Source organism: Streptomyces sp. NPDC005393, assembly GCF_040606675.1.
GTDB lineage: Bacteria > Actinomycetota > Actinomycetes > Streptomycetales > Streptomycetaceae > Streptomyces.
Genome location: NZ_JBEXFG010000019.1, coordinates 53,266 through 67,463 on the forward strand (window position 1 = coordinate 53,266; position 14,198 = coordinate 67,463).

The 14,198-nt window shown below is 70.1% G+C and carries 14 protein-coding genes and 1 pseudogene; 9 read left to right on the plus strand and 6 right to left on the minus strand.

The features are described 5' to 3' along the window. The first annotated feature begins 330 nt into the window (after positions 1 to 330). The gene (locus tag ABZS71_RS17965) at positions 331 to 1,773 is read left to right on the plus strand and encodes an alkaline phosphatase PhoX (RefSeq protein WP_356211136.1); all 1,443 of its coding nucleotides are present in this window, start codon (positions 331 to 333) and stop codon (positions 1,771 to 1,773) included. 311 nt (positions 1,774 to 2,084) lie between these two features. Here the strand turns inward: ABZS71_RS17965 and ABZS71_RS17970 are convergent, their stop codons facing one another. Beyond that, positions 2,085 to 3,287 carry a TerD family protein gene (locus tag ABZS71_RS17970; RefSeq protein ID WP_356211251.1) on the minus strand — a complete coding sequence of 401 codons (1,203 nt, stop codon included), beginning with the start codon at positions 3,285 to 3,287 and terminating at the stop codon, positions 2,085 to 2,087. 129 nt (positions 3,288 to 3,416) lie between these two features. On the opposite strand from ABZS71_RS17970, the gene ABZS71_RS17975 reads away from it, so the two are divergent. Both ABZS71_RS17975 and ABZS71_RS17980 read left to right on the plus strand, forming a co-directional pair. Further along, complete coding sequence (locus tag ABZS71_RS17975) at positions 3,417 to 4,259, plus strand: YwqG family protein (protein ID WP_356211139.1); 843 nt, start codon at positions 3,417 to 3,419, stop codon at positions 4,257 to 4,259. Positions 4,260 to 4,322: 63 nt separating this feature from the next. Next, the gene (locus tag ABZS71_RS17980; RefSeq protein ID WP_356211142.1) at positions 4,323 to 5,162 is read left to right on the plus strand and encodes an alpha/beta hydrolase; all 840 of its coding nucleotides are present in this window, start codon (positions 4,323 to 4,325) and stop codon (positions 5,160 to 5,162) included. Here the strand turns inward: ABZS71_RS17980 and ABZS71_RS17985 are convergent. Next, on the minus strand, positions 5,080 to 6,090 hold the full coding sequence (locus tag ABZS71_RS17985) for a DMT family transporter (RefSeq protein WP_356211145.1): 1,011 nt from the start codon (positions 6,088 to 6,090) through the stop codon (positions 5,080 to 5,082). The genes ABZS71_RS17980 and ABZS71_RS17985 overlap by 83 nt on opposite strands. A gap of 107 nt (positions 6,091 to 6,197) precedes the next feature. On the opposite strand from ABZS71_RS17985, the gene ABZS71_RS17990 reads away from it, so the two are divergent. Further along, a complete protein-coding gene (locus tag ABZS71_RS17990; RefSeq protein ID WP_356211148.1) occupies positions 6,198 to 6,785 on the plus strand; it encodes a TetR/AcrR family transcriptional regulator in 588 nt (195 codons plus the stop codon). Here ABZS71_RS17990 and ABZS71_RS17995 read toward each other — a convergent pair. Beyond that, a complete protein-coding gene (locus ABZS71_RS17995) occupies positions 6,760 to 7,002 on the minus strand; it encodes a hypothetical protein (RefSeq protein ID WP_356211151.1) in 243 nt (80 codons plus the stop codon). The two genes, ABZS71_RS17990 and ABZS71_RS17995, sit on opposite strands and share 26 nt — an antisense overlap. A gap of 2 nt (positions 7,003 to 7,004) precedes the next feature. Here ABZS71_RS17995 and ABZS71_RS18000 point away from each other — a divergent pair. Both ABZS71_RS18000 and ABZS71_RS18005 read left to right on the plus strand, forming a co-directional pair. Beyond that, positions 7,005 to 7,205: pseudogene (locus ABZS71_RS18000) on the plus strand (Scr1 family TA system antitoxin-like transcriptional regulator); the annotation flags it as partial. Next, positions 7,202 to 7,453, plus strand: coding sequence for a DUF397 domain-containing protein (locus tag ABZS71_RS18005; protein ID WP_356211154.1), 252 nt, complete (start codon positions 7,202 to 7,204; stop codon positions 7,451 to 7,453). The pseudogene ABZS71_RS18000 and the gene ABZS71_RS18005, both read left to right, overlap by 4 nt. Before the next feature lie 204 nt (positions 7,454 to 7,657). Here the strand turns inward: ABZS71_RS18005 and ABZS71_RS18010 are convergent, their stop codons facing one another. Together ABZS71_RS18010 and ABZS71_RS18015 are read right to left on the minus strand one after the other, a co-directional pair. Beyond that, complete coding sequence (locus tag ABZS71_RS18010; RefSeq protein ID WP_356211157.1) at positions 7,658 to 8,893, minus strand: glycosyltransferase; 1,236 nt, start codon at positions 8,891 to 8,893, stop codon at positions 7,658 to 7,660. Positions 8,894 to 9,378: 485 nt separating this feature from the next. Further along, positions 9,379 to 10,188: an NAD(P)-dependent oxidoreductase gene (locus ABZS71_RS18015; protein WP_356211160.1), complete on the minus strand. Its 810-nt coding sequence runs from the start codon at positions 10,186 to 10,188 to the stop codon at positions 9,379 to 9,381. Positions 10,189 to 10,650: 462 nt separating this feature from the next. Here ABZS71_RS18015 and ABZS71_RS18020 point away from each other — a divergent pair, with 462 nt between their 5' ends. Continuing rightward, the gene (locus tag ABZS71_RS18020; protein WP_356211163.1) at positions 10,651 to 11,439 is read left to right on the plus strand and encodes a polysaccharide deacetylase family protein; all 789 of its coding nucleotides are present in this window, start codon (positions 10,651 to 10,653) and stop codon (positions 11,437 to 11,439) included. Between the two features lie 44 nt (positions 11,440 to 11,483). Here ABZS71_RS18020 and ABZS71_RS18025 read toward each other — a convergent pair whose 3' ends face one another. Further along, the gene (locus tag ABZS71_RS18025) at positions 11,484 to 12,059 is read right to left on the minus strand and encodes a TetR family transcriptional regulator (RefSeq protein WP_356211166.1); all 576 of its coding nucleotides are present in this window, start codon (positions 12,057 to 12,059) and stop codon (positions 11,484 to 11,486) included. Between the two features lie 110 nt (positions 12,060 to 12,169). Between ABZS71_RS18025 and ABZS71_RS18030 the strand changes: the two genes are divergently transcribed. Continuing rightward, positions 12,170 to 12,745 (plus strand): dihydrofolate reductase family protein, encoded by a 576-nt coding sequence (locus ABZS71_RS18030; protein ID WP_356211169.1) that lies wholly within the window; start codon positions 12,170 to 12,172, stop codon positions 12,743 to 12,745. Between the two features lie 207 nt (positions 12,746 to 12,952). Further along, on the plus strand, positions 12,953 to 14,173 hold the full coding sequence (locus ABZS71_RS18035) for a right-handed parallel beta-helix repeat-containing protein (protein ID WP_356211171.1): 1,221 nt from the start codon (positions 12,953 to 12,955) through the stop codon (positions 14,171 to 14,173). Positions 14,174 to 14,198: the final 25 nt, after the last annotated feature.

Genomic DNA, 14,198 nt, shown 5'->3' on the forward strand with positions numbered 1-14,198 from the left:
TGAGCCCGGAACCCCGCCGGGGTTCCGCCCCTGCCCCGCTCCTGGGGCGCCAGGAGACCGATCGAGCCCGGCCGGGCAGGATCCAGCCCGTCCGGCGTTCGAGAACACGGCCGAAGGGCGTCCGGGGCCCGGGGCGGAGCCCCGACTGAGGAGCGGGGGCAGGGGGCGGAGCCCCGGCAGGGCAAGTCCGATGACGTCAGGCGCGCCCGACGTCGTGGGCCGACGGCCCATTGGCCCATCGATGTCGCGTCTCGTTCAACTGCTGTTCGGTCGGGGACGCGAATCTGTGCCCGCAGTCCGGAGGACCGTCCCCGCCGCTCAGGAGATGACATGCCGCTCACTCGAAGAGACTTCGCCAAGCGTTCCGCGTACACCGGGGCCGGGGTCGCCCTCGTCGGCAGCGCCGGTGTGCTCGCCACCGCGCCCGGCGCGCTCGCCGCCGACGAGAGCGACCAGAGCGACCACCACGGCCCTGGCGGTGCGCTCGGCTACGGCCCGCTCGTCGCCGACCCGAAGGGCATCCTGGCCCTGCCCGAGGGGTTCAGCTACCGGATCATCACCCGCACCGGTGAGACGACGCTGGAGTCGGGCGAGTCCACCCCGTCCAACCACGACGGCACCGCCACCTTCGAGGGCACGCGCGGCGCGACGCTGCTCGTCAACAACCACGAGCTGAAGGGCCCCCGCTCGGACTGGCCGCATCCGGTGCCGCTGGCCGAGGGCCTGGTCTACGACCCGGCGGCCTCCGGCGGCTGCACCGTGGTCGAGGTCTCCAAGCACGGCGACCATGTCACCGAGTGGGTCGGCATCGCGGGCACCTCCACCAACTGCGCGGGCGGGCGCACTCCCTGGGGCACCTGGCTGACCTGCGAGGAGACCGAGGACAAGGCCGGCCAGCACGGTATGACCAAGGACCACGGCTACGTCTTCGAGGTGGACCCGCACGACCGCGGGGCCAACCGGAACCCGAAGCCCATCAAGGCCCTCGGCCGGTACGCCCATGAGGCCGTCGTGGTCGACCCCAAGCGCGGCCATCTCTACCTCACCGAAGACGCCTCCGGCCCGAACGGCCTCTTCTACCGGTGGGTGCCGCCGCACGGCTTCCGGCACGGGCGCGGACAGCTGCGCACGCTGGCCGACGACGCGGGCGTGCTCCAGGCGCCCAAGTGCTACGACTCCGGCGGCAAGTTCGTGGACGACCTCTCGCGCGCCACCAAGACCGGCACGGTCTACGGCGTCGACTGGGAGGCGGTGCTGGACCGCGACGCGAAGTCGGTGCCGGTGCGCAAGCAGTTCGCCGACGGCGAGATCACCCGCGCGCGCAAGCTGGAGGGCATGTGGTGGGCGGACGGCGGCGCGTACATCGTCTCCTCGTTCGCCCGTGACGAGAGCCCGGTCCAGCACGACGGACAGGTCTGGTTCTACGACCCCAAGCGGCGCACCCTGACCCTCAAGGTGCTGCTCGCCGTCAACCCCGACCCCGCCAAGGACGGCGCCTTCGACGGCCCGGACAACATCACCGTCTCGCCCTACGGCGGTCTGGTCATCGCCGAGGACGGCGAGGGCGTCCAGCACCTCTTCGGGGCCACCGAGAACGGGCGGACGTACCCGATCGCGCGCAACGAGCTCAACATCGGCGCGGCGGACAAGCCGGAGTTCAGCGAGTTCACCGGGGTCTGCTTCTCGCCCGACGGCCGCACCCTCTACGCCAACATCCAGACGCCGGGCATCATGCTCGCGATCACCGGCCCCTGGCGCCGCCAGCGCGGCTGATGCGTACCGGGCTCGGGAATCCTCCCGACCCGCCATCGTTCTGGACCGCTCCCGCACCCGGCAGGGGCGGGAGCGGTCCGAGCAGGAGTTGCGTCTGATGTCTGATCGACGCGGCGCGTCTGCGGCTCGTCGAGAGCGCTGAGAGTGAGCGCGGTCCGGTCGAGGAACGGCTGCGCAGTGAGCTGATGATCCAGCCGGCGGCGTTCCTGCAGAAGCATCCGGATGCGGCTGGAGAGCTTCAGGAGGGCATCGTCTCGCGCGCGTTTTCGGCCTGGCCCTGCCCCCGGGGGGCAGGGCCATCCGCTGCGGGCTCAGAGGGCCTTTCCGGCAGGCTTGACCATGCCGCGCACGGTGCGTGAGTCCACGTACTCGCCCATCGCCGTCATTTCCCACTCGCCCGAGAACTGCTTGATCAACTTCGCCATCATCAGGCCCGTGCGCGGCTCGGCGTGGGTGATGTCGAAGCGGACCAGTTCCTCGCCCGTCCCGGCGTCGATCAGGCGGCAGTACGCCTTGGCCACGTCGGTGAACTTTTGGCCGGAGAAGGAGTTGACCGTGAAGACCAGGCCGGTGACCTCGGGCGGGAGGCCGCCGAGGTGGACGGTGATGGTCTCGTCGTCGCCGCCGCCCTCGCCGGTGAGGTTGTCGCCCGAGTGCTGGATGGCGCCGTTGAGGATGGCGAGCTTGCCGAAGAAGCAGGCGTCGATCTTCTTGCGGTCGGCACCGAAGGCGATCACGGACGCGTCGAGGTCGATGTCCGCGCCGCGGAAGGCGGGCTCCCAGCCGAGGCCCATCTTCACGGAGCTGAGCAGCGGGCGGCCGCCCTTGACCAGGGAGACCGTCTGGTTCTTCTGGAGGTTGACGCGGCCCTTGTCCAGGTTGATCTTCCCGGTGGCCGGCGCCGGGGCGGCGGGCGCGGCGGGCGGGGGCGCGGTCGGCATGGGCGGCGGGGGCTGGAAACCGGCGGGCGGGCCGCTCGGCGGGGGCGGCGTCTGGGTGGCGTGCGCGGCCGGCGCGGCGGGCTCCTCGACCGAGACGCCGAAGTCGGTGGCGATGCCCGCCAGCCCGTTCGCATACCCCTGCCCGACCGCGCGGACCTTCCATGCGCCATTGCGCCGGTAGACCTCCACGACCACGAGCGCGGTCTCGGAGCCGAGCCGCGGCGGGGTGAAGGTCGCGATCACGGCACCGTCGTCCGCGCCGCGCACGGTGGCGGTCGGCTCGGTGCCCGCGAAGGTCGCACCGGGCGTGTCCAGGCTCGCCGTCACCACGATCTTGTCGATGTCGGCGGGGACGGCGGCGGTGTCGACGCTGATCGTGTCACCCACGCCCTCGGCCCCGGCGCGGTGGGCCACCCCGGACCCGGTGGGCTGGTTGTAGAAGACGAAGTCGTCGTCCGAGCGGACCTTGCCGTCGGCGGTGAGCAGCAGGCCCGATACGTCGAGCCGCACGGGCGCGGTGACGTCAACCGCCACGCGCGTGACGGAGAGGGGGATGTTCGAGCCGGGAGTCATAGCGGTCATGTCCGGGGTAACGAACAGCCCCGCTTTACGGTTCCTTGACCCACTCCTTGCCTGCCGCGGTCGTCACCACCACGGTGGTCCCTGCCGCCGTTGTCAGTGGCGCCCGCCATCATGGCGCGCATGACGATCGCCACGCCCGCCCCTGACGCGCTGCGCACCCTGGCCCACGCCCATCTGCCCGCCGACCTCGCCGACCGCTGGGCCGGTCTGCTGCGCCCGGCGGCCCACCTGCGGAGGGCCCACGCCGGCGATCCGGTCGTCGGCCGGCTCGGCGGGCTGCCCCGGCTGCCCGAGGGCACGGAGTGGCCGGTATGGGAGGGGCACGGACCGCTGGGCTTCGTGGCGGCGGTCGACTGCGCCGCGCTGCCCACCGGCGAACTGGACATACCGCTCCCCACGGACGGCTGGCTGGCCTTCTTCTACTACGGCGACGAGGACGACGACGCCCTGGTGGACACCGCCGACCCGGACACCTGGGCGGGTGCCCGCGTCATCCACCTGCCGCCCGAGTCCGCCGAGGCGCCCGAGCGGCCCGCGCCGGCCGGTCTCACCCCGTACCCGGCGGTGCCGCTGACCGTCCGGATGGAGCCGAGCGCCCCCGACTTCGCGTCACTCGCGCTGAAGCAGGCCGCGTTCGGTCCGTCCGACCTCCCGGACGCGTTCGAGAGGGCACTCCGGGACCACCAGAGCGGCACCGCGCATCAGATCGGCGGCCATGCGCAGTGCGTTCAGGACGCCGTGGAGATCGAGGTGGCCCACGGCGCGCTGGGCGGTGATGTGCCGTGGCGGGATCCGCGTATCGAGGAGGAGGCGCAGCGCTGGGTGCTGCTCGCGCAGTTCGACTCGGACGAGGACGCGGACATGATGTGGGGCGACGCGGGAGCCTTGTACTGGCTGATCCGCCCGGACGACCTTGCCGCGGGCCGCTTCGAGGCGGCCATGTTCACCTGGCAGTGCGGCTGACGTCCCTCACGCAGGTCAGAAACCCAGTTGCCCTGTCCGCACGCCGCTGACAGGGTTTTGGCCATGCCTACCTTCTCCGCGCACGACGGAACCAAGCTTGCCTACCACGTGTTCGGAGACGGCCCGCCGGTGGTCTGCCTGCCCGGTGGGCCGATGCAGGACTCGGCATACCTCGGGGATCTCGGCGGGCTGTCCGCGCACCGGCAGTTGATCATGCTGGATCTTCGGGGCACCGGTCAGTCAGCGATACCGGAGGAGGTCGGCTCCTACCGCTGCGACCGGCTCGTCGATGACGTGGACGCCCTGCGCGAGCATCTGGGCCTCGATCGCATGGACCTGCTCGCGCATTCCGCTGGCGCGAATCCGGCGGTGCTGTACGCGGGCCGCCATCCGGAGCGCGTCGGCAAGCTCGCGCTGATCACGCCGAGCGTCAGGGCCGTCGGTATCACGGTCACCGCAGACGTCCGGCTCGAGACGGCCCGGCTCCGCCGGGACGAGCCGTGGTTCCCGGCGGCGTTCGCGGCCCTGGAAGCGATTGTGCAGGGCAAGGCGACCGACGACAGCTGCCAGGCCATCGCCCCGTTCTCCTACGGTCGCTGGGACGAGGCGGCTCAGGCCCATCAGGCTGCCGGCGATGAGCAGAGGAACGACGAGGCCGCTGCTGTCTTCGGCGCCGACGGCGCCTTCGACCCGGACGCCACCCGCGCGGCACTCGCGCGGTTCGCCTCGCCGGTGCTCCTGCTCGCCGGGGAGGCCGATCTGAATTCTCCTCCTCCCGCGATGGCCGAGTTCTCCGGGCTGTTTCCCCACGCCGAGCTGGTCATTCAGCCCGGGGCCGGGCACGTCCCGTGGCTTGACGATGCCGACCGGTTCGTGGCGACGACCGCGGCGTTCCTGGGATAGGCCAGTCGATCTGCCCGTCCGGGGGCAGCTCCTTCGCGGAGCCATCGGCCGGCTGAACAGGCCGGTCGGATCGGTGGGCGGCGGCCGTCACCCCGAGCACACAGACCGCCATGCCGACCAGGGCCACCGCCCCCGGCGCGTCGCCGAACATCGCGTACGCCCACACCACGGTGGTCGGCGGGGTCAGATAGATCAGCGCGCTGGTGCGGGTGACGCCGCTGCGCCGCAGGCTGAGCCAGTAGAAGCCGTAGCCCCCCACCGTGGACAACAGAACGGTCCAGGCCACCGCCGCCCAGAAGGCACCGCCCGTCGGAGGCGCGGCATGGCCGCCCACCACGGCGATCGCGGTGAACAGCAGGGCGCTGGTGACGCAGTGGAGGGGGACGGCGTCCACGGGCGCGAGCGGCGCCCGCGCCCGCCGTTCGAGGAAGCTCGCGCCCAGCAGCGCCGCCATGGCCGCGAACGGCAGCCCGTATGCCCACCCCGGTGCCGCGTCCGGCCCTGCCGACAGATCGTCCCGTACGACGAGCGCGACCCCGCCCAGCCCGATCGCGAGCCCGGCCCACTGGCGCGGGCTGACCGTCTCCCCGAGCAGCCGCCCGGCCAGCGCGCCCGCCGCGAGCGGCTGCAACGCGGCGATCAGCGCGGCGGTGCCGGACGGTACGCCGAGCCCGACGGCCCACACGATCCCGCCCAGGTAGCCGCCCTGCGAGAGCGCGCCGATCGCCGCCTGCTCGGCCATGGCGCGCGGGGACAGCCTGCGCCGTCGCAGCAGCAGCCAGGCGCCGTACAGGAGGACGGCGGCCACGAGGAAGCGCCACATCAGCAGGGTGTCCGCGGGGGCCTGCCGGGTGCCGAGCTCGGCCCCGATGAAGCCGGAGCTCCACATCACGACGAGCCCGATGGAGGTGACCGCACTGACAGGCATGGGATGTCCTCGTTCCGGTGGGCGATGGGTATACCGGTCTGTTTACTCTCCTGGGTACTAGACTAAACAGATCGGTTTACCCGTCAAGCCCGGGAGGCGATCGGGCCATGGAAACCCTCACGCCCGCGGCACGCCGCGTCCTCGACGCCGCCGCCGAGCTGTTCTACGGGCAGGGGATCAACGCGGTCGGCGTGGACCTGATCGCCAAGCGCGCCGGGGTCACCAAGAAGACGCTCTACGAGCGCTTCGGCTCGAAGGAAGCCCTGATCGCCGCGTATCTGCGCGAGCGCGACCAGCGGTGGCGGGCGTGGCTGACCGCCGAAGTCGACAAGTCGCCCCCGGCGGACCGCGTCCTGGCCACCTTCGACGCGCTCGCCGGGTGGATGCGCCGCGAGAACCCGCGCGGCTGCGGCTTCGTCAACGCCGCCGCCGAGCTGCCGGATGCCGGGCATCCGGCCCGGCAGGTGATCGCCGACCAGAAGCGCTGGCTGCGCGGCTACCTGCGGAAACTGTGCGAGGAGGCGGGCGTCGCGGAGCCGGATGAGCTGGCCGACGAGCTGCTCCTGCTGCACGAGGGCGCCACCGTGCTCTACGGCCTGTCGGCCGCCCCCGACCCGATCGCCGTCTCCCGCAGGCTGGCTCACAGTGCTCTGGAGCGGGCCGCCGAGGTCAGGGGTGGAAATCCGGGCCCATGAAGTCGAAGTCGGGTTTCCGGTCCAACCCCGGGTCGTCCCACTCCAGAGTGAAGGACGGACAGGAGCCGGTGCCCCCGTCCCACCACGCCCTGACCGTGATCGTGTCCGGGAAGCCGTTGAGCGGCATTCGGGTGGGGACCTCGTACTTCCGCAGCCACCTCAGACGGCCCTGCCCGATCCGCTGGCCGTCGGCGGCGATCTCGGCGCCGCGCGCCACGCGGAGTCGACGGTCCGTTCAGCCTCATGGCCCCGAAGGGAGGAGAGCAGGTCGCATACGTGGAAGGTCCGGGGCGCAGCACTCTGCTCACTGACCGGGATGAGGTCCACGCCGTCGCCGCGCGGTATGGCATCATCCGGGCCCAGGCTCTCACTCCACGGAAGTCGTCCATCTTCATTGAGAAGTTGCTGGGGGAGCTATGAGCAAGGGCATAGGCCAGTTGGTGTGGTTCACGAGCAGCTACAGCGGCGGCGAGGGCGGCGATTGCGTCGAGGTCGCCTTGGACTGGCGTAAGAGCAGCTACAGCGGCGCCCAGGGCGGCGATTGCGTCGAAATCGCCGCCTGCCCCGACACCGTCCACGTACGGGACAGCAAGGACACCACCGGCCCGATCCTCACCTTCACGTCGGACGAGTGGGCCGCGTTCGTAGGGTTCGCCACGAACGACTGAGCGCACGCCTCACCCAACAGTCCAGCCTGACCCGCCCAACCCCGCCAGGCTGGACTGCGACGCGAAAGGCTCGGCACGTGAACAACACCGCCCTGCTCGTGATGGACGTGCAGCGGTTCACCGTGGGCCACGTTCAGGACGCCGGCTGCCATCCCGGAAGCCGGTGCTGTCCCGTCGGTGCCTGACTCGACGATTCCGCGTGGTTCACGCGGACACGGGCGGCCTTTCCTGGCTGACTGCGTCGAGTAGCAGTTTCGCGGCCACGCTCGCCCCGTCGGTGCGGATTGTGCCGGCCACGGCCCTCGCTCGTGCGCGGGTCTCGGGCGTCAGGGCCGTTGTCAGCGCGGCGGACAGGGAGTCGAAGGTCGGCGTCCGGCCGTCGTGAGCCGAGCCGATGCCCAGCTCGGCCACTCGGGCGGCCCAGTACGGCTGGTCCGCGATCTGGGGGACCACCACCTGAGGCGCGCCTGCCCGGGCCGCTGTCGTCGTGGTGCCCGCGCCGCCGTGGTGCACGACGGCGGCGACGCGGCGGAACAGTGCCTGCTGGTTGACCTCGCCGACGACGAAGCAGTCATCGACGTCGTCGATCGGGGCCAGGTCGGCCCAGCCGCGGGCAAGGAGTACACGGCGGCCATGCGCGCGGCTCGCTTCAATGGCCACCCGGGCGATGTCCTTCGGGGCGTGCGCGGCCATGCTTCCGAAGCCCACGTACACCGGTGGTGCGCTCGCGTCCAGGAACGCCTCCAGCCCTTCCGGGAGCGGACGGTCGTCGGGCAGGACCCACGCCCCGGTCTGCACGATGTCGAGGTCCGTCATGCCCTGCGACGGACACAGCGTCGCGTCTGCCGCCAGCCACGGCTGGTCGGTGAAGACGTAGTCGCGGACGTTGTCCACCGGTGGCAGGCCGATCGGCGCCCGATGGCTGTTGAGCGCCTCGCCGTACAGCGCGTTCACCCTCTGGGCGTCCTGCTCCCACAGCACCCGGTTGTCGGTCTCGTCCTGCGGGGATTGCTTGCCCGGCCGCACCCCAGGAGAGAAGTGCCGCGACGGCAGTCCGAAGATTTGGAAGCACGCGAACACGTAGCGGATGCCCAGTTTCTCGGCCACGTCCCGTGCGCCGGCCGGCATCAGGCCGGTTGCCAGCAGCGCGTCACATCCCTCGGCCGCCGCGGTGAGCGTGTCGAACCGCGCGGCGACCAGCTCGGGAGCGAGCCGGAACGCGTCTTCCGCCGTCGGCGGCTTCGTTCCGGCGACCACCGAGCGCACCGTCGGGCCGAGCGGCACCAGCGGCACGCCGACACGCGCCAGCAGCGCCGCGAACTCCTCGTCCGGCGGCGCGCACACCCGCACCTGCGCGCCGAGTTCCCGCAACCCCACCGCCAGTCCCGCCAGCGGTTCGACATCTCCGCGCGATCCCCACGTCGTCAACAACACTCGCACTTCGGGCTCCCAGTTCCGCAGGTTCTGGCTTTCGGCCGCCGATTCTGCGGTACAACCCGGGCCTTGCCGCAAGCCCCCCGGTGCGCTATAAGTTAAGAGTGGCAAGGAGTGGGATCTCCTTGCCTTTGCCTTTTGGTCGTCCGCTGTGGACGGACAGCCTTCTCGCGAAGCGGCGCCCGCCGCGTACGGCGGTACGTCGGGCAGGAGGATCTCCCCTGGCCGCGCGCCGTCCTGGAACTCCTGACGCAGTGACGCGAGCAGTGACGCGAGCCGCCTCCAGCAGGTGACCTTCCTCGGGAGCGGCGGGTTTGGTCGCCCTAACGCCCACGCCATGGCGATCAGTGGCCCAAACCCACCGCAAAATCAACCTCCGCCGACCCGGCCGCTGGTGGCGGCGCCGCGCCCCCCACCCCCCGGCCCAATGCTCAAAGCCACCTCGCCCCCGTCAACGGTGCCCATACGGTCATCAGCCGGCCCCTGAGGCGTCAGCGCCGCCACATCGGCGGATCGGTACAGAAACCGCCACCCAGGTACTCGTAGTCGGCGCTCCCCGGCTCCAACTCGCCCTCTTCGGAGATCAGCTTCGCCGCGTACGGCTCGGAGTCATCCTGCGGCTCGTACCCCAGCGCGCGAGCGGATGAAAGGTCCCACCACAGGCGGGTGTTGGCCGAGCTGCCGTACACGACGCGGTACCCCACACCCGCTGCCGTAAGGGCGGCGTGCAGCAGCCGGGCGCCATCGGCAGGGCTCAACCAGATGGACAGCATCCGCACCGACCTCGGCTCGGGGAAGCAGGAGCCGATACGGATGGCCACCGTCTCGATGCCGTGCTTGTCCCAGTAGTACGAGCCCAGGTCCTCGCCGAACGACTTCGACAACCCATAGAACGTATCGGGGCAACGCGGAACGTCAATCGGGATCAGCGGATCGTCGCCGACGGGGCGCGGCGTGAAGCCCACGGCGTGGTTGCTGGAGGCGAAGACGATACGCCCGACCCCCGCCTCGCGCGCCGCCTCGTACAGGTTGTACGTGCCCTCGACATTGGCCCGCAGGATCTTCTCGAACGGGGCCTCCAGTGAGATGCCCGCGAGATGGATGATCGCGTCGACGCCCCTTACGGCCTCGCGCAGCGCGTCCTTGTCGGCCAGGTCCGCCGTGATCGCGTCCGGCTCGCCCTCGATGGGATCCATGTCGAGCAGACGCAACGCGTAGCCGTACCCGGGAAGAAGCTCACGCATCATCGTGCCCATGCCGCCGGCGGCGCCGGTGAGGAGGACGGTGCGGGGAGCGGGCATGGGCGGATCTCCTCCATACGGGTTTTATTCATGTATGCGAATCACATTCCTGATCACGGTAAAGGACTGACGAGACGGAGCGTCAAGGGTGCCTCTTCGTCGAGGGATCCGCCGCTCAGCTTCTGCGAGAGCCGCAGCGTCGGCTATGCGGGACTCGGTGCAGACCCCACCGAGTTGCCGCCCCGGACTCCGTCCCACCGGCCCCGCCCCCGGCACCCGCACCCAGGCACCCAGCTCACGGCTCCATGGCCCCCGGGTCGCGTCCGTTCGCCGTCACCTGACTATGCATCGGATGTATACGTGCCATGTATAGTGCTCGCGATGCCGTCAACTTTACGGATTTGTACCTCTGTTGACAGTACAGAGACCAGTACAGTGTGCATGTGCTGCTATTTGCACGCTGTTTTACTTGTTCATGGCACCGGGGTGGACATGGGGGACAAAGTGTCAACGGGGGTTTTCATGGGGCGAATAGGACGAATATCCGGGCTGCTGGCGGCCATATCTCTGACGCTCGGCCTCAGCGGCTGCGGCGCCCAGTACGACACCACCTCGCCCCGCAGCGCCAGAGAGCACGCGACGGCGGACGCGAAGCACGTGTCGCTGGACACATCGGAGGGCGGGGCGGGCGCCGGGGCGGTTGACTGTGCCAAGGCCAAGTGCGTCGCCCTCACCTTCGACGCGGGCCCCAGCGAGAACACGCCCCGGCTGCTGGACATCCTGAAACGCGAGCACGTCCACGCGAGCTTCTTCATGCTCGGCAAGAACCACATCGAGAAACATCCGGATCTGGTGCGCCGCATCGCGGACGAGGGCCATGAGCTCGCCAATCACACCTGGTCGCACAAGATCCTCACCAAGACCGACTCCGACGAGGTCCGCTCCCAGCTCTCCCGCGTCCAGGACGCCGTCGAGAAGCTCACCGGCCGCAAACCGCTGCTGATGCGACCGCCGCAGGGGCGTACGGATGAGCGGGTCTCGAAGATCAGCAAAGAGCTGGGGCTCGCCCAGGTGCTGTGGAGTGTGACGGCGAAGGACTACCGGACGACGGACTCGGCGCTGATCAAGAAGCGAGTGCTGGAGCAGACGGACCGTGACGGGATCATCCTGCTGCACGACATCTATCGCGGGACGGTGCCGGCGGTGCCGGGGATTCTGGCCGAGCTGAAGAAGCGGGGCTACACGGTGGTGACGGTGTCGCGGCTGCTGGCCCCGGCCACGGCGGAGCCGGGCAAGGTCTACCGGCCCTGAGAGGGCTGGGTCGGGGGCCGTGCGCGCCCCCGGCCGGGCCCCGTTCAGTCGTCGGGAAGCGCTCGGGCCACCAACGCCTCGATCAACCCGTCCGCCGTGAACGGCGCCAACGCCTCCGGCAGCGTGAGCTGTTCGATGACCAGCCCGGTCATCGCGAGATAGAGCAGTACGACCGTCGTCTCGTCGCCCGGAAGCCCCGCGTCCAGATGGAAACGGATGTTGTCCGCCAGCGTCGCGCTCATGGTCTTGGTGAGCTCTGTCCGTACGCCCGGCCGCCGTGTCGCCTCCAAGCGCAGCTCCAGCAGGGCCAGATAGCCGCTGCGGTCCTGTGAGATGCGGTCCATCGTGCCCCGGAGCAGCTCGGCCTCCAGCGCCCGCGTCCGGGGCGCCTTCATGGTTCCGGCGAGTGCGTCGGGGTCGGGAGTCAGCCGCTCCGTGACTCGAGGGGCGACCTGGGTGAGCAGGTCGTCCCGGTTGGCGAAGTAGTTCGATGTCGTGCCAGCGGGCACCCCTGCCTCGGTGTCCACCGCGCGGTAGGTCAGCCCTCGTGCGCCCTCCCGGGCCAGTACCTCGATGGCGGCGTCGATCAGGGTCGCGCGCCGGTCCGGATTGCGGGTCATCCGTCCTCCAGAAGAAAAGCCGCTTGCAACCACTACGGTCAGAGTACTACGTTCCAAGTACTCCAATCGGAGTGATTACTCGAGAACACACGAGAACGAAGGAGCATCGCTTGCGCAAGCTCGTGTACTTCGTGGCGGTCACCCTGGACGGCTTCATCGCCGGACCCGACGGCTCGTTCGACTTCTTCCAGCTGGGCGACGACTACCGGGACCTCATCGTCAAGCACTTCCCGGAAACCCTTCCGGCGCCCGGCCTCCAGGCGTTCGGCGTCGGCCCCGAGGTGGCGAACGCACGGTTCGACACCGTGATGTCGGGCCGGTCCACCTATGAGATCGGCGCCCGGGTCGGGCTGACCGACCAGTACCCCCGGCTGCGGCAGTACGTGGTCTCGCGCACCATGAGCGGCAGCCCCGATCCGGCGGTCACGCTCATCAGCGAGGATCCGGTCGGCCGGGTCCGCGAGCTCAAGCGGGAGGAGGGGAAGGACATCTACCTCTGCGGCGGGGCGCGGCTCGCGCGGACCCTCGAAGCGGAGATCGACGAACTGGTGCTGAAGGTCAACCCGGTGGCTATCGGCTCCGGAATACCGTTGTTCGGCGGCGAGTTCGGGGCCCGTCGCTTCAGGCTCACCGACACCCTCATCGGTGAGAGCGTCTCGATCATGACCTATGCGCGGGCCTCGTAGCGAGGTGCCCGTACCGGCCGCACCCAAACCTCAACGGCCACAAAATGATCAAGAGTTGGCAGAAGCTATCGCAAGGCGATCCCAATTTCGTAATCTAAGAATCCTCGGGAGCGCGGCACCCTACTCTGGACTGGCGGCAACTACGGCAAGGAGCGGGCCGGTCCTGGATCCCCCGGCCCGTTCTCCCGACGCAGAACAGGAGTTGCCATGAGGGTGAGGCGTAAGCGGGGCCGCCACCGCCGGCGCAAGGACCGCACGCTGCCGCTCGGCAGTGCGGTCATTGTGGCGTCGGCCGTGGCCGGGGTGTATCTGACGGCGTCCCCACAGGGGGCGAGCGCCGTGCCCACCACCGTCTATGTGGCCGCCCATGGCGATGACAGCCATATGGGCACCCTGAGGTCTCCGTACCGCACCGTCGAGAAGGCCTTCTCGGTCGCCAAGGCGGGCACCACCATCGAGGTGCGCGGCGGTACGTACTACCCGTCCAGAACGCTGCGCAGCTCCGTCAGCGGCACCCCGCGCGAGCGCGTCGAACTGCGGCCGTACGAGGCGGAGAAGGTCAGAATCGACGGCTCCCGGCTCCGCACCGGCTCCTCCCTGGTCTCGCTCAGCGCCAACTACTGGACGGTCTCCGGCATCGAGCTGCGCAACGCCCCCGGCGGCGGGCTGGTCTGCACCTCGTGTGCGAGAGGCGTCTTCCAGAACCTCACCACCCACGGCAACGGGGACACCGGCTTCACCCTGCGCGGTGACAACACCCACGACAACGTCATCCGGAATCTCGACTCCTACGGCAATCACGACGACGCCACCGGCGGCCAGAGAGCCGACGGCATAGCCGTCACCCATGGCTCCGGCACCGGCAATGTGATCACCGGCTCCAGACTCTTCGACAACAGCGACGACGGCCTCGATCTGTGGATGTGGGCGAGCCCCGTCACCATCGAGCACTCCTGGGCCTACGGAAACGGCGCCAACCGCTGGCGCATCCGCGACTTCAAGGGCGACGGCAGCGGCTTCCAGCTCGGCTCCGACCGGCCCGCCGCCCCCTCGCCCGCCCATCTCGTACGGTCCTCCGCCGCCTGGAACAACAGCAAGAGCGGCTTCGACTCCGGCGGCAACACCGGAACCATCCGGCTCCAGCGCACCACCGCCTTCGCCAACCGCCACGAGGGCTACTCCTTCTCCGGCTCCCACGCCCTGCTCCAGGACAACCTCGCCGTCTCCAACGGCCGTCGCGGCGCCGATCAGGGGCGCTTCGCCGTCTCCCGGGGAGACAACTGGACCCCCGGCGGCCCGGCCACCCCACCCCTGGTCACCACCGACCCCACGACCGCCCTCGGCTCCCGGCGGCAGGACGGCTCGCTGCCGGTCACCAGCTTCCTCGTGGTCATGGACGGCACCGCCCTCGGCTCGACCATGGACTGACCCGGCGGAACATCCGGAGGCGAAC

Coding starts and splice junctions, on each gene's coding strand:
- ABZS71_RS18015 (WP_356211160.1), bottom strand. CDS start 10,188: ATGCCCGCTCCCCGCACCGTCCTCCTCACCGGCGCCGCCGGCGGCATG.
- ABZS71_RS17965 (WP_356211136.1), top strand. CDS start 331: ATGCCGCTCACTCGAAGAGACTTCGCCAAGCGTTCCGCGTACACCGGG.
- ABZS71_RS17990 (WP_356211148.1), top strand. CDS start 6,198: ATGGAAACCCTCACGCCCGCGGCACGCCGCGTCCTCGACGCCGCCGCC.
- ABZS71_RS18005 (WP_356211154.1), top strand. CDS start 7,202: ATGAGCAAGGGCATAGGCCAGTTGGTGTGGTTCACGAGCAGCTACAGC.
- ABZS71_RS17985 (WP_356211145.1), bottom strand. CDS start 6,090: ATGCCTGTCAGTGCGGTCACCTCCATCGGGCTCGTCGTGATGTGGAGC.
- ABZS71_RS18035 (WP_356211171.1), top strand. CDS start 12,953: ATGAGGGTGAGGCGTAAGCGGGGCCGCCACCGCCGGCGCAAGGACCGC.
- ABZS71_RS18025 (WP_356211166.1), bottom strand. CDS start 12,059: ATGACCCGCAATCCGGACCGGCGCGCGACCCTGATCGACGCCGCCATC.
- ABZS71_RS17975 (WP_356211139.1), top strand. CDS start 3,417: ATGACGATCGCCACGCCCGCCCCTGACGCGCTGCGCACCCTGGCCCAC.
- ABZS71_RS17980 (WP_356211142.1), top strand. CDS start 4,323: ATGCCTACCTTCTCCGCGCACGACGGAACCAAGCTTGCCTACCACGTG.
- ABZS71_RS17970 (WP_356211251.1), bottom strand. CDS start 3,287: ATGACTCCCGGCTCGAACATCCCCCTCTCCGTCACGCGCGTGGCGGTT.
- ABZS71_RS18020 (WP_356211163.1), top strand. CDS start 10,651: ATGGGGCGAATAGGACGAATATCCGGGCTGCTGGCGGCCATATCTCTG.